General features: G+C 66.8%; 24 protein-coding genes. 3 read left to right on the top strand and 21 right to left on the bottom strand.

Annotated features, from left to right (window positions below):
• Positions 1 to 178: 178 nt before the first annotated feature.
• The 15 genes from CWS35_RS27375 to CWS35_RS39670 form a co-directional block, all read right to left on the bottom strand.
• The gene (locus CWS35_RS27375; protein WP_100954839.1) at positions 179 to 1267 is read right to left on the bottom strand and encodes an IS110 family transposase; all 1089 of its coding nucleotides are present in this window, start codon (positions 1265 to 1267) and stop codon (positions 179 to 181) included.
• Between the two features lie 220 nt (positions 1268 to 1487).
• A complete protein-coding gene (locus tag CWS35_RS27370; protein ID WP_100954838.1) occupies positions 1488 to 2261 on the bottom strand; it encodes a lytic transglycosylase domain-containing protein in 774 nt (257 codons plus the stop codon).
• A gap of 3 nt (positions 2262 to 2264) precedes the next feature.
• Positions 2265 to 2612 (bottom strand): DUF736 domain-containing protein, encoded by a 348-nt coding sequence (locus tag CWS35_RS27365; RefSeq protein ID WP_100956709.1) that lies wholly within the window; start codon positions 2610 to 2612, stop codon positions 2265 to 2267.
• 68 nt (positions 2613 to 2680) lie between these two features.
• A complete protein-coding gene (locus CWS35_RS27360; protein ID WP_100954837.1) occupies positions 2681 to 3226 on the bottom strand; it encodes a S26 family signal peptidase in 546 nt (181 codons plus the stop codon).
• Entirely contained in the window at positions 3223 to 3744 is a 522-nt protein-coding gene (locus tag CWS35_RS27355; RefSeq protein ID WP_100954836.1) for a DUF2840 domain-containing protein, read from the bottom strand. The genes CWS35_RS27360 and CWS35_RS27355 overlap by 4 nt, the downstream gene beginning before the upstream one ends.
• A complete protein-coding gene (locus CWS35_RS27350; protein WP_100954835.1) occupies positions 3741 to 3995 on the bottom strand; it encodes a hypothetical protein in 255 nt (84 codons plus the stop codon). The genes CWS35_RS27355 and CWS35_RS27350 overlap by 4 nt, the downstream gene beginning before the upstream one ends.
• Positions 3992 to 4630, bottom strand: a complete 639-nt coding sequence (parA, locus tag CWS35_RS27345; protein ID WP_100954834.1) for a ParA family partition ATPase — start codon at positions 4628 to 4630, stop codon at positions 3992 to 3994. Before parA ends, CWS35_RS27350 begins: the two co-directional genes overlap by 4 nt.
• Positions 4627 to 5787: a replication initiator protein A gene (locus tag CWS35_RS27340; RefSeq protein WP_100954833.1), complete on the bottom strand. Its 1161-nt coding sequence runs from the start codon at positions 5785 to 5787 to the stop codon at positions 4627 to 4629. The genes parA and CWS35_RS27340 overlap by 4 nt, the downstream gene beginning before the upstream one ends.
• A 12-nt stretch (positions 5788 to 5799) precedes the next feature.
• The gene (locus tag CWS35_RS27335; protein WP_100954832.1) at positions 5800 to 6081 is read right to left on the bottom strand and encodes an AlpA family transcriptional regulator; all 282 of its coding nucleotides are present in this window, start codon (positions 6079 to 6081) and stop codon (positions 5800 to 5802) included.
• Between the two features lie 139 nt (positions 6082 to 6220).
• Entirely contained in the window at positions 6221 to 6994 is a 774-nt protein-coding gene (locus CWS35_RS40170) for a DUF2285 domain-containing protein (protein WP_245438695.1), read from the bottom strand.
• 110 nt (positions 6995 to 7104) lie between these two features.
• The gene (locus CWS35_RS27320; RefSeq protein ID WP_100956704.1) at positions 7105 to 7359 is read right to left on the bottom strand and encodes a DNA -binding domain-containing protein; all 255 of its coding nucleotides are present in this window, start codon (positions 7357 to 7359) and stop codon (positions 7105 to 7107) included.
• Positions 7360 to 7471: 112 nt separating this feature from the next.
• A complete protein-coding gene (locus CWS35_RS27315) occupies positions 7472 to 7726 on the bottom strand; it encodes a hypothetical protein (RefSeq protein WP_100954831.1) in 255 nt (84 codons plus the stop codon).
• Between the two features lie 182 nt (positions 7727 to 7908).
• Positions 7909 to 8232, bottom strand: a complete 324-nt coding sequence (locus CWS35_RS27310; RefSeq protein ID WP_100954830.1) for a DUF736 domain-containing protein — start codon at positions 8230 to 8232, stop codon at positions 7909 to 7911.
• 564 nt (positions 8233 to 8796) lie between these two features.
• Positions 8797 to 9240, bottom strand: a complete 444-nt coding sequence (locus CWS35_RS27300; protein ID WP_100954829.1) for a hypothetical protein — start codon at positions 9238 to 9240, stop codon at positions 8797 to 8799.
• A gap of 143 nt (positions 9241 to 9383) precedes the next feature.
• Positions 9384 to 9548: a hypothetical protein gene (locus CWS35_RS39670; RefSeq protein ID WP_168226381.1), complete on the bottom strand. Its 165-nt coding sequence runs from the start codon at positions 9546 to 9548 to the stop codon at positions 9384 to 9386.
• A gap of 357 nt (positions 9549 to 9905) precedes the next feature.
• Here CWS35_RS39670 and CWS35_RS27295 point away from each other — a divergent pair, with 357 nt between their 5' ends.
• Positions 9906 to 10610 carry a hypothetical protein gene (locus tag CWS35_RS27295; protein ID WP_100954828.1) on the top strand — a complete coding sequence of 235 codons (705 nt, stop codon included), beginning with the start codon at positions 9906 to 9908 and terminating at the stop codon, positions 10608 to 10610.
• 46 nt (positions 10611 to 10656) lie between these two features.
• On the opposite strand, the gene CWS35_RS27290 is transcribed toward CWS35_RS27295, so the two are convergent.
• The 3 genes from CWS35_RS27290 to CWS35_RS27280 form a co-directional block, all read right to left on the bottom strand.
• A complete protein-coding gene (locus CWS35_RS27290; RefSeq protein WP_100956702.1) occupies positions 10657 to 11580 on the bottom strand; it encodes a DUF2493 domain-containing protein in 924 nt (307 codons plus the stop codon).
• 309 nt (positions 11581 to 11889) lie between these two features.
• Complete coding sequence (locus tag CWS35_RS27285; protein WP_100954827.1) at positions 11890 to 12924, bottom strand: toprim domain-containing protein; 1035 nt, start codon at positions 12922 to 12924, stop codon at positions 11890 to 11892.
• Positions 12924 to 17246: a strawberry notch family protein gene (locus tag CWS35_RS27280; RefSeq protein ID WP_100954826.1), complete on the bottom strand. Its 4323-nt coding sequence runs from the start codon at positions 17244 to 17246 to the stop codon at positions 12924 to 12926. The genes CWS35_RS27285 and CWS35_RS27280 overlap by 1 nt, the downstream gene beginning before the upstream one ends.
• Positions 17247 to 17465: 219 nt before the next feature.
• Between CWS35_RS27280 and CWS35_RS27275 the strand changes: the two genes are divergently transcribed.
• Positions 17466 to 17837 carry a hypothetical protein gene (locus CWS35_RS27275; RefSeq protein WP_245438693.1) on the top strand — a complete coding sequence of 124 codons (372 nt, stop codon included), beginning with the start codon at positions 17466 to 17468 and terminating at the stop codon, positions 17835 to 17837.
• Positions 17837 to 18250, top strand: a complete 414-nt coding sequence (locus tag CWS35_RS27270) for a HEPN domain-containing protein (RefSeq protein WP_100954825.1) — start codon at positions 17837 to 17839, stop codon at positions 18248 to 18250. The genes CWS35_RS27275 and CWS35_RS27270 overlap by 1 nt, the downstream gene beginning before the upstream one ends.
• Here the strand turns inward: CWS35_RS27270 and CWS35_RS27265 are convergent.
• The 3 genes from CWS35_RS27265 to CWS35_RS27255 all read right to left on the bottom strand — a co-directional run bounded on the left by CWS35_RS27265 (position 18223) and on the right by CWS35_RS27255 (position 19145).
• The gene (locus tag CWS35_RS27265) at positions 18223 to 18447 is read right to left on the bottom strand and encodes a DUF6117 family protein (RefSeq protein ID WP_100954824.1); all 225 of its coding nucleotides are present in this window, start codon (positions 18445 to 18447) and stop codon (positions 18223 to 18225) included. The two genes, CWS35_RS27270 and CWS35_RS27265, sit on opposite strands and share 28 nt — an antisense overlap.
• Positions 18444 to 18857 (bottom strand): hypothetical protein, encoded by a 414-nt coding sequence (locus CWS35_RS27260; RefSeq protein ID WP_100954823.1) that lies wholly within the window; start codon positions 18855 to 18857, stop codon positions 18444 to 18446. The genes CWS35_RS27265 and CWS35_RS27260 overlap by 4 nt, the downstream gene beginning before the upstream one ends.
• A gap of 69 nt (positions 18858 to 18926) precedes the next feature.
• Positions 18927 to 19145, bottom strand: a complete 219-nt coding sequence (locus CWS35_RS27255; RefSeq protein ID WP_100954822.1) for a hypothetical protein — start codon at positions 19143 to 19145, stop codon at positions 18927 to 18929.
• Positions 19146 to 19154: the final 9 nt, after the last annotated feature.

Raw genomic sequence — 19154 nt, 5'->3', positions numbered from 1 at the left:
CATGTCGCTATCGGATTTACGGGGCAACTTCACAGGCAATCGCGCGTGGTCCGCTGTGCGCGGCCACAGGCAAGATATCGTGCTTCCCGTTTCCTTGGTCTGTATCATTCCTTTGCCGCTTGCGCGGACCTCCTTGAGCTCGTGAGCCGTCAACCGGCTGTCGATATGGCCGTGTCTGTCATGAGTTCGCGCGGCTTAGCCGCCGCCGTTTCGCTGCGTTCATGGTGTCGATATCGTCCGCCGACGCGTTCGGATCGCCGACATAGAAGGTGCCGTCGCGCCACATCGCGTGCATGACGACGGCGAGCTTGCGGGCAACGGCGACACGCGCTTTCGCGTGACACTTGGTCTTCGCGAGCTTCAGGCCCCAGGTCTTGATCATGTCGCTGCCCTTGAACCGGGTGAGCATCGCCGACGCCGCCTCGTAGAGCGCGCGACGCACATCGGGATCGCCAGCCTTGCTGATCCGTCCCTGCACATCGATCGACGTGCCCGACTGCCACCGCTTCGCCGTCAACCCGAAGTAGGCCGCCACGTTGCGCGATCGACGGAAGCGCTGCGGGTCGTCGATCGCACTGCTGAAGCTCAGCGCCGTCACCGGACCGACGCCCGGGATCGCCATGAAGCGCCGGCAGAGTTCGTCGCGCATGGCGAGCTGCACGACGAGCTTGTGCAGCGTCAGATACTCAGCCCACAGCGCGGCGCGTGCGCGAAGCATGCAGTCCATCAGACCAGCGGTCATCGCGTCGCCCGCGACGGCCTCGCGCACGGACTTCTCCATGGCGCCGCGGCCGACCTTGCCAAGCCGGATCCCGAACACCTTCAGCGAGTGGCGGATCGCATTTTCAAGGTCGAGGAACTTGCGCTTCAGATTGCGGCGCTGAACGAGCAGCAGCCTGATCCGATAGCAGCCATCCGTCTTGATGTGCGCCTGGCGGAACCAGCCGGTGCGCATGATATGTGCGATGCCGAGTGCATCATTGGCGTCCGTCTTGTTGCGCTGCGCCGACAGGGCCGCGCGCACATGACGGGTTTCGAGGCAGACCGCTGGAACACCTTCGGCCAGCAGCTCGGTGTGCAGCCACGGCGACAGCGATCCGGCCTCGTGGCCGACGCGGCGCATGCGATCCGCGTACGGCCGCAGCGCTTCCGCGATTGCAGCCGGATCGGTTTCGACGGCGGTTTCGAACGCCACTTTGCCGTCATCGCCAACGACACAGATCGCGGTTTCGTCGACCGAGACATCGAGGCCGGTAAAGTATTCCATCACACGACTCCTTCGCTTCCGTTTGACCGGAGCGAGGGTCGCGCCGCTGACGTCCGCAGCGCAAGATTTCTCATCGGGTGCAGCATCCGCGCTGGTCGGAAGCAACGCCAAGTCCTCGCCAAATACGGCGGCAATCGTCCGGTTGCGGTGCCTGCCTCCCACCTCCGCGCTCTCTTGGACACGCTGAGGTGCGATTTTCTGCGAAAGCCGCTGTCTGCCATCATCGCGGCTCTCCGGCGGCAGTCCGCGCCACGAACAGTCCGTTCGACTGCGGCACGATGGCGGAAACATCGCGCACGGCGGTCGCGGCCGGAGCGTCATCCGCAGGTCGTTCGGCCGGCACGGGAGCGGCGGCTGGCGTGCGCCCGGACTGCACGATGAACAACGGCGCGCGTGTCCAGGCCGCTCGGTCGATCGCCGCGACAGCGGTCGGATTCTCGCCGGCAGAACCATCGATGAACGGCGCGAGCAAGGCGACATAGGCGCGCGTCTCCGCCGGCAGCGGGCGGCCGGCAAGCGACTCTTCGTAGCGTCCGGGCCCGGCGTTGTAGGCCGCCAGAAATCCTGGCGAGCCATAGCGATTGTGCAGCTCGCGAAGATAGGCCGTGCCCGCGAGGATGTTGTCGCGCGGGTCGTAGGGGTCGCGGCCGAGGCCGTGCCGCTCGCGCAAATCGGCCCAGGTCGCGGGCATGATCTGCATCAGGCCCATCGCGCCGGCGGAGGACAGCGCGCGCGGCTCCCCGGCGCTTTCGGCGCGCATCACCGCCCTGATCCATGCGATCGGAACGCCAAAGCGCCGCGATGCCTCTTCGATGTGATCGGCGTAGCGATCGCGCGGCGATGGTCGCGCAACGGGCGTGTCCTGCGCCATCGTGACCACCGGCATGACGCTCGCGAGGGAAAGGCCGGAAAGGAGAAGGAGAGCCATGCGCCGGGCGGAATGAGACCGCCCATGCGCACTCCGACGGCTCGTCGATTGACGGCGAGCAGACATGGATCAGTCCTTCTCGCCACGATCGCGGGGACGCGACCAGTGCAGCGACCAGGCGCCGCCAGCGTCATCGTCGCGGAAGAGATTGGCGCGGATCGGATGCGGAAATGTCGGATCGTCGATCAGCAGCGCGATATAGTCACCGGCCTTCTCGCCAGTGCGTTTCCATCCGGCGCCGATCTCCGCGGCGGTTTCGTTGTTCATGCCGTCGAAGACGTGGACGCGATACTGGGGAGCGTTCTCGGCCTCGGACGGTTCGGCCTCGATGATGATGACGTCCTGGCTCAGCAGCAGCGTCGTCAGATGTCCGATGAAGCCGCTTTCGTCGTGCGTGAATGTGCCGATCTGTGGCATGGTGGTTTCCTTGGCGGTGGCGTTGAGAAAGCCATCGGCGAGCACCGCTCCCGCCGATGGCGAAGCGGTCAGCGCGTCGGTGCGCGCCATTCGAAGCGGCCGGTTCCGTCCTCATCGGTCCACAGCGGGAGCGCGCGGCCGATGATCTGGTCGGTGGAGGTCAGGCCAAAGTAGCGGCCGTCGAGGCTGTCACGGACTTGCCAGTTCATGAGGAATACTTCGCCGGTGTGGATGCGGCGACAGCCCTGCCAGACCGGCAGCTCGCGTCCGGCGCGGTCTCGCTCCAGCGCCGCGCCCACCTCGACGCCATCGACCGTGATCGTGAGGTTCGAGCGGCAAACCGTTTGTCCGGACATACCGAGGATGCGCTTCAGCAGCGGCACGCCCTTCGGCAGATAGCCGCGCTCGGCGAAGAACGTCGCGAGCGGCTCGGGCGCATCGACCGCGACAAGATCGGTGACTTCGAACGGGCCGTCGAAGTCGATCGAATAGAAGCCGATCGGCGCGCTGGCCGACGCATTCCAGATGAGTTTGGTCGGCATCGGCGTGAGCGCCGGATAGCCGACGCCCATCGCGGCGAGCGTCGTCGCGAGGAGAAGTCCGGCGCGGCTCACGGCTCCGCCCTCCGGCGCAGCAGGAAGGCGCGATGATGGTCGAGCGTGTAGCCGCGCGGCTCATGCCCTGCGGTCAGTCGGTTATGGACGTGGCGCCAGTGATCGGGCGAGACGGCTTCCGGATCGATGCCGAGACGCTCGATGGCGTCGATCGCCTGCAACACGCGCTCGACCCTGGGCCAGTTCTCGATCTTCAGCAGGATGTCGCCGCCGGGCCGCACGAAAGGCAGCGTCTGGTAGGCCTCGCCGCGCGACACGGCACGCACGATGTCGATGCGCGAGATGATCGTGCCGAAATCGTTCGAGGCCCAGCGCACGAAGGCGAAGACCGTGCCGGGGCGGAACGACAGGGCGCGCCGGCGCCGGTCGAGGATCTGTTCGTGCGCGTGCGTGCCGAAGCGAATCCAGTTCTCGATCTTCTTCTCGACCCAGGTCAGTTCGACGTGGGTGAGGTTGTCGTGCGGGAGCGCGGCCGGCGTCGGGCCGCCGCGCATGCGGGAGGCCGCGATGCCGGTCATTGTGTGTCTCCTGGGGTTGACGGGAACTCACGCGCGAGCAGCTCGCGCAGCATGTCGGCGACGGTGACGCCGCGCTGAAACGCGATGATCTTGATGCGTCCGCGCTGTTCCGGCGTGATGTCGATGGTGAGCCGGGCGGTGAACCTGTTCGCCTCCGGCGCGCTGGAAGCTCGCGCATCGGCCGCCTTGATCCACGTATCGGGATCGACCGGGCGCGACGCGAAAGCGCCCCGGTTGGACCGCTCGCTCATGGCGCGATCCTCTCGATCTCGGTGACGAGCGCCGCGACCTCGCGCGCGGCGGGACCGTCATCGTCGATCTCAAACGCGAGCCGGCCGGTCTGCGCAGCGTCGGCATAGATCACGCGCTGGCCGATCGCGGTGCGCAGCACCGGCGGATCGTGATCGGCGAGCGTCTCGGCCGTTTCGCGGGCGATGACAGTGCGCGCGCCGCAGCGATTGAGCACGAACCGCGCGCGAAGCTCCGGCCGGTAGATGCGCGCCTCGGAGAGCAGCGCCAGCATCTCGGCCGATGCCCAACCATCGAGCGGCGACGGCTGCACGGGGATCAGCACGAGGTCGGCGGCGAGGAGCGCCGAGCGCATCAGCCCGGCAACGCGCGGCGGCCCGTCGATCACGACATGATCGACGTCGCGCGCCAGCTCCGGCGCCTCGCGATGCAGCGTATCGCGCGCCAGGCCGACGACACCGAACAGGCGTGGAAGACCGCTGCGGTTGCGCTGCTGCGACCAGTCGAGCGCCGAGCCCTGCGGGTCCGCGTCGAGCAGGGTGATCCGCTTACCTCTGCCGGCCCATTCGCCGGCGAGATGCAGCGCCAGCGTCGTCTTGCCGACGCCACCCTTCTGATTGAGGAGCGCAATGATCATCGCGCACCTCCCGACCGCGGCGGAAGCGGAAGCTCAGGCGCGGCTTCTCGGGCGAGGCGCTCCGGCGCCGTGGCAGGCGCTGCGGCGGCTCCGACGCTCTTCCTGGCGGCCGTGCCGAGGCTGCGCGCGGTGGCGCGGATGAGCTTTTGCACATCGCGCGCGCGCTCTTCAAAGTTAGATTCTTGGTTAGACTCTAAGTTAAGGGCCGGATTCCCCGTTTGGATTCCGTGCGTTAGGCCCTGTTTTGGTTCCTGATAGCACGAGGCTCGGGTTCCCGATGGCACGATAGTCCGGGTTCCCGATAGCACGAGGCTATCCACAGCCTGTCCACAGGCCGGGGAAGGCTCGAAGGCGAGCAGGGCGCGGCCGCCGATCTCGGTCTCGATGGAGAGCACGTAGCCGGGAAGCGGCTGTCGGCGGATGATGTCACGCAGCTCGAATGCGAAGCGCTTGAACGGCGACAGGCTGCCCGACTTCTGATGAAGGTGGCGGAAGTCGAAGCGCCAGCCGTCGCGCTGGCGACCGCCGTGCTTGCGGACCAGCCGGTAGAGCCAGCGATCGAGTCCGCCGGTGAGATCGAAATAGGCGCGGTCGATCGTCAGCACGAGCGCGTCGTCGAGAACTGCGCGATAGAACCAGTCCGGCACGATCAGTTCGATCCCGGCCGGCTTGCCGTTACGATCCGTCCGCTCCTGCCACTCGTTGATCCAGGAGAAGCGATGTCGCCGGCCTTCGGCAGGCTGACGGATCGAGGTGGAGACGGTAGTCGATTGCAGCCGGTCGAGCGCCGCCTTCAGGCGCTGATAGTCGCGCAACGACGTGCCGCGCCCGACGAACATGAGGATTTCGTAGGGGGTTGCCGCCATCAGCCGCGAGGTGCGCAGGCCGGCGTCACGGGCCTCGACGATCTGGCTCGCGGCCCAGATCAGGATGTCGGCGTCCCAGATGGTCGCCATGCCGTGGTCGGGCACAGCCTCGACGCGGATCGAAACATTGCCGGCGGCAAAGTCGATCGGGGCGACGCGATGGGACTTGGAGAGGGAGAAAAACGGATAGGCCATGAGATCCTGCGCGTCTCGTGGCGCGAAGTCGCCGGGGAGCGCCCGGAACAGATCGAGCTGTCCGCGCTCCGAAAGTGGCCGGTGTCGCGCCGCCATTCGGGAATCCGGTCAGCGTGCGTAGCGGCCGGCATGGGCCGGCGGTGCGGACGTCTGGCGCTTGGCCGGAAGCACGTTGCCGCGCGGATCGGAGGTCGAGGTGACGGCGCCGCGCTCGGCCCAGGCCTGGAGGTCGTCGACGGCATAGACGACGCGGCCGCCGAGTTTCCGGTAGGCCGGGCCGGTGCCGTAGGTCCGATGCTTCTCGAGCGTTCGCGCCGACAGGCTGAGGAATTCGGCGGCTTCCTTCGTGCGCAGGTAGCGCGGCGGGAGAACGGCGAGATCGGGACGCATGGATCGGGCCTCCGTGGGTTCGTTGGGGCCGCTGCGGATCAGCGGATGACGAAGGCCACGATGGCGAAGCAGAACCGGCGAGTTGCAGGGCGAAGTTGGGGGAGTTTAAAATCGCCCAATGCAGACCGCGTAATTTCGGCTAGGCTTGCCGGCGATGACGAAGCAGCGTGCGATAGCCGCCAGCGATCATCGCGCGCGCGTCTCGCAGCAGGGACTTGATGGCGTGACGGGTGGAGGATGCTTGCCAAGCGTCGCGATCAAGCGGCGCCATGTGGAACACAACTTGGGCGATTTCCTGCTGGGTTGCGCCGTTGCGATAGCCATCGAAGGATTGCAGCATCCTTCGCAATCGTGCGCGACGCTGATGAGTCAATCGGGTCTCCGGCGGAACGGTGCGCCCATGAAGGACCGCGAGCAGACGGCCGACAGCCTCCAGCCGATCGAATCCATCGAGGCTGAGGGGGATTAGTGCGGCAAGCGCCGTGTCGGCCGGCGTGTCGGCGGGTTGAACGAGCCGGACATACTGACCGGTACCGAGATCGTGGAGCGCATAGGTCCCGTCGGCAGCGGTAATGGTGCGAGCAGGCGCCATCGCGGGCTGCCGTTCAAAATCCGTGGAGACGCTCGCCGGGGCTTCGCCAAGAATGATGGTGCTTGTGTCCTCCCGAGGGAGCCAGAAAACGCCAGCCTCAGGAGGGGCCGCGAGGGGTCCACCGGGAAATCGCAACCCCCACCGCTGGCGGATCTTATCGGTGAGCGGCCGCGGATCACCCTTGGCGGCGGTCAGTGCCTGGAAATCCCTGTCGTAAGCTTCGTTGCGGCGGAGCCACTCCCACGCGACATCGGATGCGCTGATGCGCTCGACATGGTCGTAGAGAGCGGGCGAGCGCCAGCCAGACGCATCTGGTGTCAATGCGGTTCTCCCTGTGTTCTTGACCTTGGGAAGAATCAGGATTCCCGCGCAGGTTGTTTTGGGGAAGTATGGGTAGCGGCAACAGGTGATGCGGAAACCGCATCACCGCCTCATTGCGCAGAGCGGACCAGCTCGCGATAGCCGTGTTCGGTCATCCACCGCGCTCGCGCTAGGTGCGTGTCATGGACTTGGCGGCAGCGTACAGGCTCGCGCATAGGGTCAAGGCCAAACAGAATCTGGACGGCCTCGCGCCAATCGGCGCCATCACGCGCAGAATCGAGCAGGCGCAGGTAGAGGGCCATATGCTCGCGGTCGTAGGCCGTAAGCATCTGGCTGACAGGGGGTTCGTCCAGAAACCGTGGCATCTTGGGCTCCACAGGGCGACTATAATCGTTAGTTTCGCAAAGGTTAACCCACTTCGCCGACATTACAATGGCACGACGCGACAAAGCGAGGCGGCCCACGATTGGAAGGGCGCTACCGGCTTGCCGGCTGGCCGCTTCTGTTATGGAGCAACAGGACGCCTTCGCCCTTGTCTGTGGAGAGGAAGACGATGCCGGCAGCCTCAAGCGCCCTACGAACCTGATCCTGCGTCGACTCATACACGACTAGCCCACTCTCGGATTCGAGGCGCTTGAGGGCCGTCAGCGATGTGCGGGCGTTGTCGGCAAGCGCCTCCTGCGTCCATCCCAGCAATGCGCGTGCGGCCCGTGATTGTCGGGCGGTGATCATGCATGATCACCTCCCACCGACGGACGATCGCTTGCCAGAACTACGACTATTTTAGTCGCTCTGACGGCGATGACGACAGTTTTGAGCGGCAAGCTGCTCGCCAGACGGCAAACAAGGCCGGAGCTGATTCGCGGGCCACGGGAAAGGCCCCGGCCTGTCCGGCCGGGGCCTTGCTCGGTGGCTCAGTCGCCCCGGCGGGTCGGGCGAGACCAGATCAGCGAGTAGCCTTCGCCTTCCTCGTCGTCGAAGAGGTTCGCGTAGATCGGGGCGTTGAAGCTGGGATCGTCCAGCTTGAGGCCCAGATAGTCGCGGCCCTCGTTGGAGCGCTTGGACCAGGCGGCGCCGATCTCGGCGCGGCCGACCAGGACCCGGTGGCTGGGAGCGTTCTCGCCCGTGGCGCGCTGGTCGGGGACGATGCGCACGTTCTTGGCCTGGACGCTGAGGGTGACGATTTCGCCGGTGAACTCATTCGAGCCGGTCTTCTTGAAGGTGCCGATGGTCGCCATTGTAAGTCTCCGTTTTCCGTTCCCGAGCCCGCACCATTGCGGCCTCGATGGCGATCGGTTGGCCGGAGGCGATCGACGGCGCACCCCGAAGGGGCATGACAGCTAAGGAGGGCTTTCTTGTCTCGCGAGGAATGGCGGCGAAGCCGGCAGGGGAAGAAAGTTTGACGCAGCTGTTGCGTCATAGGCGATCGAGGCGCAGCCGATCTTCGGCCAGATCAGGCCATTGAAGAGGCCGTTTGGAGCGGTTGAGGTACGGTCAGACAACGGAGAAGATGGCGGCAGTCACGCATCGGCAAACCGGCGCCACGGCATTCTCACCGGCTTGGTCTTCACCCTTCGGGCCGACGCTGCTGCTTGCTGGCCTTCCAGCGCCACACCGGAGATCACCGCGCCGCACGTCCTACGCCCCGCCAAGGGAGGGCATTGCTCCTGCACCGCTCCTGCAAGGGCCGCCATTGAGGGTCAGCGTCGATCCACGCCGCACACGCCCTTCGCTCCGACACGAGACGACAGCAGCGACCGCGCCCACTGCTGCCCTGATCCTCCTGACGGCGATGACGAAGATCAGGCCCGCGCAAGGTCCCGGGAGGACGGGGCCGGTGCCGCCGCCAATCCCGCGACCCGCATCAACGTGGTGATGCCGACCGCGACCGAGCCGATGAAGGAGAACGTGATCTGCCACGCGTCCGACGGCATGAGGTGCTTGACGATGCCATGAGTGGCGTAAAAGCCGGCGATCGCCGCGGGCGTGACGAAGGCAGCCGCCACGATCAGCTTCAGCCACATGGGCCGAACGAAGGTAAGGAGCAGATGCCCAGCGGCGAGCGTGATCGCCGCCGCGACCGTGCCGACCAGGATCGCGCCGGGGATGCCGGCGCCTGTGCCGTGCGCCCAGGCGCCCACGGCCACGCCGACGAACGTCGGAAGTGCGAAGATGGCCAGCGTGAACAGCAGCCAGCAAAGCAGGCCGATCCCGGCGAAGGATGCAAGTATTGCGAGGATGATCATGATGGTGGCCTCCGTATGGACAAGGTCTAACGGTCGCGCCTTCCACCGCCACCACGGCGCGGCCGAAGTATAGCGCAAGAGCGCGTGCGCCGGGAGCGGAAATCGCGGCCGATTTCCGCTTTGGCGGGCCGGGCTGCCCCCGGTCAGGCGAAAGGATCGATCTCATGGACGATCGCGGCGGTGTCGCCGTCGTACTCGCTGGCAGGCATTACCGAATGGGTGCCGTCGCCGGCCTGGAAGATGACGATGGCGGCCATCAGCGTGGTGGCGAGGCTGAAGGCGAAGGCGTGCGCTTGCTTGAGGGACATCGATCCGGCTCCTGTTTCGAGCGGAGGACCATCCCCCGCTGACAGGCGCCCGAAGTGTCGGACTGGTTGCTGCAATCACCGCGTAGGCACAGCCGCAGCGGCGGCATGCTCGCATAGCCGACCCTTCACGGGTTGATGGCGCCAAGCGGCCAGTCTGACCAAGGGTCAGCGCAGATAAGCGGGTGGTGCTTTGCTCAACGTGGCGGCACTGATCAGTCCTGAGATCTCATGCACTTCGTCGTGCGAAGTCGCACAGTGTCGGCTATTCTTGCATCGACTGACTCGGCGTTTGCGTATCGAGCCCCGAAGTGGTCACGGCGATTCAGGGCATCAGCAGGAAGAACGAGGGTATCCGGCATGGGAGAGGTCAACATCCCGCGCGATGAACAGGTTGCCATCGCGGCGATCGACGCCGGCGAGTTGGACAGACTCATCGACCAGGCGGTTCGGGAGGAACGATCGGGTGATTTGCATCGCCTGCCGCTCGCGAACTGCGGCTCCTATGTCGCAACCCGGCTGCATTATTTCGACCAGGCGTTAGCGAGACATCGCGAGGCGAAGGCGCCGCGAAAGCGGGCACAGACCGGCGACGCTCTTCGACGTGCAGGCCATGACTTGTCCTTCGCCGTCGGGGCCATGAAGCGACGGATGGAAGAGGAGAAAAAGGAAGGCGAACTATTCTTCGTCGATGACCACATCATGCCACCCTATCGCTTCAGCAAAGAGCTGAGCGTGCGGGTTGGTTATCGGTGGCGGCGGACTGTCGAGGACGAATGGACCTTTGCCAGCATCACATTCACTCACGTTCACGATCCGCGTCCGGACTACACGCTTCCTATCCCCAAGCGGAAGCCCAGCGCCGCCAAACAGGAGCAGGAGCGACAAAATAGCCTGTATCAAACCTGGGAGCACCTTATGCGAGGCGCGCTCTACTCGGTCAGGGACTATTTCAGAGATGGCGGTGATGGAGACAAGATTCCGGATACATTCCAGGCGACCGTCGATTCTCACAGCCGTGGGCTGAATAATTACAGCACGCAGTTCTGGCGCAAGCAGCCTTGAGCTCTTCTGCCTGTCAGCGCGGTTGAAGGGTGAAAGACGGCGGCGCTCACGCGCCGCCGAACTTCCAGACCGGGATGCCGAGCTTCTTGGCCTTATCCGCGAGGTTGTCGTTGATGCCGGTGCCGGGGAAGTGCATCACGCCTTTCGGCACGATCTGCAGCATTTCGTCGTTGCGCTTGAACGGCGCCGCGCGACCATGCTTCGTCCAGTCCGGCGCGAAACCGACCTGCGGCACGTTGCGGTTCTTCGCCCAGAGCGAGGCGATCTTCTCGGCGCCCTTTGGCGACTTGCCGTGAACGAGGACCATGTCGGGGTGCTTATCATGCACCTGGTCGAGCTTGGCCCAGATGAGCCGGTGATCGTTGAAGTCGAGCCCGCCGGTGACGACGATCTTCGGGCCGGGAGGAAGGAGAACCTCCTGATCGGCACGCTTCTTCGCCATCAGGAAATCGCGGCTGTCGATCATCGCCGAGGTCAGATTGCGGTGGTTGACCTTCGATCCGCTGCGCGGAAGCCAGGGCTTGCCGATGTGGCGTTCGTAATGTTCGGCGGCCTGGTCGCGCATGAGCTCGAAGGCGTTCTGGCGCTCGATCAGCGTCTGGCCCTCGGCGATCAGGCGCTCGAGGTCGACTGACCTCACTTCGCTGCCATCCTGTTCGCGCTGGGCGCGCTTCTGGGCCTGCTCGTTGTCGTCGAGTTCGCGCGCGATCCGTTCGGTGCCGCGATGGAAGACGTTGACGGTCGACCAAAGAAGGTCGTCGAGGTCGGGTTCGAGGCGCGTGTCCTCCAGCGTGACGATCAGGGCGTCGAAGATGTCGGCGACAGCGCCTGCGACCGCATTGCCGTCTGGAAGAAGCCGCTGGTCCGGTTCGTCGGCGAAAGGCCGGTAGCCGTGGAGCTGCAGTTCGTTGAGGACGTGGTCGGTGGGGGAGGATTCGTGGTGGGGTTCGAAGTCGTTGTGGTCGTCCATGGGATGCTCCGTCGGTTGGACCGCGACCGTCGCGGCCTTGATGGCGACGAAGCCCACCGGCGGGACGGCCCTGCACCCGAAGCGTGAGCGCAGGGCCGGAGCGGCAGCGGAGGATGGCGAAGGCCGGCTATTTTGCCTCGCGATGGAAAGGCGCGGCACGCGCCGCCGGAAAATAGTCGGCCGCCGCCATTGCCGGGCCGGCCCGACTGTGGGCCGATCGCCCTCTCGAAGGCCGAGGCGCGGTCCTCTCAGACGGTATGGGGCATCCGGACGGCTATGGCGGCACCGCCGCCACCTTCCTCCTGCCTGCTAGGCCGCCAGCGCCATGAAGCGTGCGACGTCCTGCGGCCCGATCTGTATCCGGGTCTGGCTTCTGAGCGCGTCGATGCCGAGGGTGCGGAGATCCTCGTTGAAGTCGCCGAGCTGGGGCGAGATGACGATCGCCTCGATCCCGGCCGCGTTCGCCCGCTCGACGAGGCTGTCACGCGCACCGTCACCGGCCGGATCGTCGTCGCGCAGAATGTAGAGCCGCCGCAGCGTGTCCGGGAACAGGATGGCGGCGAGATGGACTGCGGAGAGCGCCGCCAGCATCGGCATGTCGGGCAAGACCTGCCTGACGGACAGGACGGTCTCGATGCCTTCGCCGGCCGCCATGACTTCGCTGCCTGTGCCGAAGCGGACCGCGTTGCCGAGAAGATCGCCCATCGCGCGCCTTGGCGTGTCGAGCGGCGCCTTGTCGCGGCGCCGCGGGTCGAGCCAGGTTCGATGCGCCCCTGTGATCTTGCCGCCAAGGTCGGTGACGGCGGCGATCATTGCCGGCCAGGTCTCGGTCGGCGAATGCTCGTCTGGCCGATAATAGCAGCGTGGGTGGAAGCGCAGGTTTCCGGTTCCGCGTAAATCCGTAATGCCGCGTTCGCGTAAATACGACCGTACGAGCGTGCCCGTGATCGGCTGCGACATGCCGAACAAGCGGCGGGCCGCCTCGGGCGAACCGTGCGGCGCTGGGGCCTGACGCGGGCTTGCCGGCATCGGCTCGGGTGGCGGCATGCTGAGGAAAGTACGTGCCTCGTCGGCGACGTCCTTGAAGTCGATGAGGCCGCAGCTCTCGCGGATCACGTCGAGGAGATCGCCATGCTCGCCGGTCGCGGCGTCGGTCCATTTGCCGGCCGGCCCTTTGGGCGAGTCCTTCAGCCGCACATACATCGAGCGGCCCGGCGTGTTGCGCACATCGCCCACCAGCCAGTAGCGGCCCTCGCGCCGGCCGCTCGACAGATAGTGACGGCACACCGCCTCGGCCTGCCTGCCGAGACGCTGGGCGAGATCGGAAGCGTCGTGACGGGACATCACGCGGCCTCCCGTTCCGAGATGCGCGCCACCGGATAGGTGTCGAGCAACTTGGCAAGTATGCCCGGCCCGGTGCCGTCGGCGGGCACGAAGAAGCGCAGCTTCCAGGTGATGATCTCCGTGAACAGGCCATAGGCGCGCAACCGCTCGCGCATCGCCTCGGTGAAGCCGGTCAGCTCCAGGCGATAGGCGTCCATAACGCCGGCGCGGCGAAGCTGAAGACCTTCGGCGAGATCAAGGATCGTGCGGCCCTCCACCAGCGCGGCGAAGGCGTGTTCGGGCGTTAGCGTGGTTGCGCCCTGCGAGGCGGCGTTGGCGGCCCAGGCCGGCGAGACCCGGCGGCCGATGATGCGCTCGCCGGCATCGGTCTGGAGCCGGTAGACCCTGGTCGACTCGTCCGGCAGGCGCTTCCAGATCGGCAGCAACAGGCCCGCGACGATGTGGATCGTGCTGTCGGAGAATTCCGGGACGTCGGCAAGCTCGGCCTCCCATGCGATGGCGAAGCGGTCGCGGTCGGCTTCCTCCCAATGGCTCTCGTCCATCATGCGCAGCGGCGCATAGTGCTGCTCCATCGGCCGGATCAGGCAGACGCGGCGTTCGATCTCGCCGTCGTCGAGCATCATCGACGGTGCGGGAACCTGCACGGCGGCGCGCCCGGAGCGGCCATTGACCAGCAGCCGGGCCCGTGGATCGGCGAGATAATCGAGCGCGTCGGCCAGCGGCGTCGGCCGATTACGCTCCCGGCGGGTGATGGCCAGCAGGCGCGTCTCCGCGCCGGTGCCCGCATGGGTGTGGATGACCTGGCTGTCTGTGACCACGAAGCTCTCGGCCTGCAGCGTCTCCAGCCCGACGTCGTAGTGGCCGCTGCGGATCGCACCCTCGATCTTCGCCGTCAGGAGCTGCTCGAAGGCGGTGAACAGGATGCCCTGCAGCTCGGTGGTCAGCGCCAGCAGCCGGTTCAGGAAAGTGGTGATCGGCGGCAGCTCGTCTTTGATGCCGGTATCGTCCATCAGCTTGAGGCCGGTCGCGGTCTCGAAGCGATCGAGCGAGCAGCCGTCGACCTTGCCGCGCACGAGCAACAGGTAGAGCTGGCGCAGCGCATCGCGCGCATAGTGGGATTCGAGATTGTCCTCGGGCCGGAACAGGCCCTGGCCGCCGGTCTGGCGCTGGCCGCGCGTGATGGCGCCGAGCGTGTCGAGCCGGCGCGCGATGGTCGAGAGAAAGCGCTTCTCGGCCTTCACGTCGGTGGCGATCGGCCGGAAGAGCGGCGGCTGCGCCTGATTGGTGCGGTTGGTGCGACCGAGCCCCTGGATCGCCGCATCGGCCTTCCAGCCGGGCTCCAGGAGATAGTGGATGCGCAGGCGCTGGTTCCGGACAGCGAGGTCCGCGTGATAGCTCCGGCCCGTGCCGCCGGCGTCGGAGAAGACGAGGACGCGCTTGTCGTCGTCCATGAACGAGGCTGCTTCGACGAGGTTGGCCGACGCCGCGCGGTTCTCCACGGCGAGCCGCTCGCCCTTGCGCACCACGCGCCGCGAGCGTCCTGTCACCTCGGCGACCACATCGGTGCCGAAGCGCTGGACGATCTGGTCGAGCGCGCCCGGGACCGGCGGCAGCAATGCGAGGCGTTCGATTAGTTCGTCGCGGCGGGCGACGGCCTCGCGGCTCTCGACCGGTTGGCCGTCGCGATAGACCGGCCGCGACGACAGATTCCCTTCGCTGTCGGAGAACGGCTCGTAGAGCTGCACCGGGAAGGAATGGGCGAGATAATCCAGCACATATTCGCGCGGCGTGATGTCGACGCGCACGTCGTTCCATTCCTCGGTCGGGATCTCGGCCAGGCGACGCTCCATGAGGGCTTCGCCGGTCGAGACGATCTGGATGACGGCGGAATGGCCGGCCGCCAGGTCCTGCTCGATCGAGCGGACCAGCGTAGGCGTCTTCATGCTGGTGAGGAGATGGCCGAAGAAGCGCTGCTTGGCGCTCTCGAAGGCCGAGCGCGCGGCCGACTTCGCCTGCCGGTTCAGTGTGCCGCTGTCGCCGGTGATGTTGGCGGCCTGCATCGCCGCGTCGAGATGATTGTGGATGATGGCGAAGGCGCCGGCATAGGCATCGTAGATGCGGGTCTGCTCGGGCGTGAGCTGGTGCTCAATGAGTTCGTATTCGACCCCGTCATAGGAGAGCGACCGGGCCGTATAGAGGCCGAGCGCGCGCAGGTCGCGGGCGAGCACTTCCATCGCCGCGACGCCGCCATTTTCGACGGCCTCGACGAATTCGGCGCGGTTGGCGAAGGGAAAATCCGCGCCGCCCCACAGGCCGAGCCGCTGGGCATAGGCGAGATTGTGGACGGTGGTCGCGCCGGTCGCGGAGACGTAGACCACGCGGGCGTTCGGGAGCGCGTGCTGGAGCCGGAGGCCCGCACGGCCTTGCTGCGACGGGGCGACATCACCTCGTTCTCCCTTGGCGCCGCCGGCGTTCTGCATCGCATGGGACTCGTCGAAAATGATCACTCCGTCGAAATCGGAGCCCAACCATTCGACGATCTGCTTGACGCGTGAAAGCTTTTCACCGCGGTCGTCGGACCGTAGCGTAGCGTAGGTTAGAAATAGGACGCCTTCGGGCAGACGGATGGCCGAGCCCTGCGGGAAGCGCGAGAGCGGCGTGACCAACAGGCGCTCCATGCCGAGGGCCGACCAATCGCGCTGGGCGTCTTCGAGCAGCTTGTCGGACTTGGAGATCCAGACGGCCTTGCGGCGTCCCTGGAGCCAGTTGTCGAGGATGATGCCGGCCGATTGGCGCCCTTTGCCCGCGCCGGTGCCGTCGCCGAGCATGAAGCCACGGCGGAAGCGAACCGCGTTCGGGGCATCGTCCGGCGCGGCGGTGACGAGATCGCCGGTCTCGTCCACGGTCCAGGCGCCGGTGAGATATTCGCCATGGGCCTCGCCGGCATAGATGACCGTCTCGAGCTGGGCGTCGGACAGGATGCCGTCGGCGACGATCGGCGTCGGCAGCGTCGGCCGGTAGCTCGGCTTCGGCGGCGCGACCGAGGCCATGGCGGCGGACTGCACGAGCTTGGTCGGATGCGGCTGCGCGCCGGCGATGCGGATCGACTGGAGCGCATAGGCCTCATAGATCGAGTCCGAGAGGCGGCCGCTCTTCGGCGGCGTCCAGTCGATGGTTTCATAGTCGAGCGGCACGCCTTCGAGCTGGGCGATCCGACGGGCAGGCTGGGCCGTCGCCGCGCGGGCGAGATAGCCGCGCACCGTGCGCGGTGTGGCGGCTGACATCGCGGCGGGATGCGCGATCGCGACCGGCAGGCGCTCGGGAAGCTGCGCGTCGATCCAGCCGAGCAGCGTCGCGACGTCGGGTGCGATGCCGGCGGAGGCCGGAAAATGCTCGGGGTCCTCGGCCGGCGTCTTGTCGATGACGGTCAGGCGGGTCTCGATCGTCGTGCCGTGCTTAGCATAGACCGAGCCGGCGATCGCGGCGGTGAACACGACGCGGCCGCGCGCCTGCAACCGGACGAAAGCGTCCCGCCAGGCCGGAAGCTCCGGCGAGAAGTTGGCGCCGGTGATAGCGACGAGCCGCCCGCCGTCGGCCAGACGGGCGAGCGCCGAGGCGACATGCCGGAAGGCCGCGTCGGCAACGCGCCCGGTGACATTCGCCATCACGGAGAACGGCGGGTTCATGATGACGACGCTCGGCACGGCGGCCGGATCGAGATGGTCGTCGATCTGGGCGGCGTCGAAGCGCGTGACGGGCACCGCCGGAAAGAGAGACGCGAGAAGATCGGCGCGGGTCTCGGCCAGCTCGTTGAGGATGAGCGATGCGCCCGCGGTCTCGGCGAGGACGCCGAGCAGTCCGGTGCCGGCGGACGGCTCCAGCACGCGGTCGGCCGAGGTCAATGTTGCCGCCGTCAGCGCGGCAAGGCCGAGCGGGACCGGCGTCGAGAATTGCTGAAAAGCCTGCGCCTCCTCGGATCGGCGCGTGTGCGTCGGCAGCAGTGCGACGATCTTGGTGAGCGTCGACAGCCGTGAAGCCGGCGACGCGGCTTTGCGGAAAAGCGGCTTTCCGTACTTGCGCAGGAACAGGACGGTTGCGGCCTCGCAGGCGTCATAGGCGGTTTTCCAGTCCCAGGCGCCGGCAGCGTCGGACGCGCCGAAGGCGTCCTCCATGGCGCTACGCAGCATGGCGGCATCGATGGTGCGGCCTTGTTCGAGGTGGGAGAAGATGCGCTCGGCGGCGGCAAGGACGGCGGGGGCCGGTAGCGGGGAGGAGCCAAGCGGAAGCGACGCCGCGGCGGCGAGGTTCGGAGCAGGAAGCATGGAGGGAGACCTCGGAGAGCGGGACAAGGGTGGGCCGGCCCGGCGCTCTCTCTCGACCGGACGGGCTCAAACCCGTCCCGGCCATCCTCTCACTCTGGCGCGGGCGCAACCCGGCCTGCCGCACCGGCTTCCGGCGGCGCGGATGGGACGCTAAGTTCTTATAGGGAAAACAGCCCCTGCGCCTCGCGCCATTCCTGCGCGCTGTGCCGGATGCGGGGCATGGGAGGCGAGATGAAGGGCAGCGCGATCGGCATTCTCGGCGCGGCATGTCTGGCGGTCGGCTTCGTCGCGGGCTTCGTGCTCCGACCGGTGATCGCGCCGGTCGCCGCATCTGCGGCCGTCGTCGCCGGCGTCGCCCAGCCGAGCGAGGACGAGGCGACCGCAGCCGTGCGGCGCCACCGCCTGTTCTCGGGCACGTCATTGGCGAACGCGACGCTGAAGCTCGGCGATTGCTCGCCGGGGGGCGTGGGCCCCGGCGTCACCTGCATGACGCAGATCGTGCTCGATCCGACCAAGCCGAACGCGAGCCCGCAGAACCGGCCGATCGGCTTTGCCCGCGTCAACGGGAAATGGGAGGTGGCGGTCTGGTAGTGGCGCGCGAAGAGATCGAACGAGCGCGCGCCGTGCTTGCCAATGGCGAGGCGTTTCTGCCGTCACCAGCTCGGGCGGAGACCGGCGATCCTCGCGACAGCTGCTACATGACCGCGATCGCGGCCGAGCTTGGGTTGAAGGCGTATCTTTCCAGCCAGGGATGGAGCGACGATCGCTATCGCCGGGACGTTCGCCACGATCTCGAAAAGGGCCTGGCGCACGCCGGCAAGTCCGGGATGGTCGGTACGGGCGACGAACTGGCCGATGTGATTGCGGTGTTGAACGCCTACTATCCGCGCCATGCCTTCGATCGCTTCGACGGCGATCAGGTCTTTGCGTCGAAGGCCCGCGCGGCCGTCGCGGGTCTCTTCGATGCCGTGCGCCCCTATGCCGAGGCCTCCGGCGGGCGGTAGATCTCGAAGGGATTGCCGTCGGTGAGATGGCCGAACGGCGTGAAGACGAAGTCGCCGTCATCGCGCCCGACTGCGCAGATGACGTAGCGCGGTTCGCCCGTCGCCACGTCAGTGCATTCCATCAGCGCCAGGTCGCCGCTGGTCGCGGCACGCAGCAGAGTCTGGAAGTTGGGACAGGCATGGTCGGGGATGCTCATCGCGCGCCTCCCTCGGCAAGCCGGTCGGCGAGCCAGCGGCCGGTGCTCATCCACGCGATCGTCTCGCCGGTGACGAGATCGAGGACATGGGCGCCGCCCGAGAAGCCGTCGACCACGGGATTGGAGGCGATGCCGGCCCACTGGAATCCCCAGCGGCCGGTCAGCCCGAACGCTTCGGCGCAGCGCGTCACGAAGGTGATCGCGAGCTGCGGATCGGCGGTGCCGGGGTCGCGCAACCAGAGCTGCGACGCACCGTGTTGGGGTGTCACCGACAGGTGAAACGGTTCGGCCGGCGGGTCCTCGCGACCGTTGTCGGCCATCAGGGCGGCGTAGATGTCGAAGGCCCGTGCGGCGTTTGCGGACGTGCCGACGTCGAGCAGGCAGGAATAGCGGGTAGAGAAATCGGTCATGGCGGGCTCCGGAAACGAAAAGAGCCCGGCGCTCGGGCCGGGCTCGGAGTGGGTTCAGGGTGGCGGCGGCTAGTAGCCGAACTGCCAGGATGGCCAGGCTTGGCCGTCGTCGGCGGCGCGCACGGCGTCGGCGAGATAGGCGGGATCGCCTTCGACGACGACGGGATCGCACACCGGGGTTTCGTCGATGATGGTCACGCGGCCGACGAGCCCGTCCTCGACCTCGACATGCACGGGAACGAGGAACTGGAAGAGAACGCGGCGTGACGACGGTGTGTATCGCGGCATGGTTATGCT

Origin of the sequence: Bradyrhizobium sp. SK17 (assembly GCF_002831585.1) — a bacterium.
GTDB lineage: Bacteria > Pseudomonadota > Alphaproteobacteria > Rhizobiales > Xanthobacteraceae > Bradyrhizobium.
The sequence above is the reverse complement of the archived record's forward strand: the minus strand, read 5'-3'. Positions and strand labels throughout refer to the sequence as shown.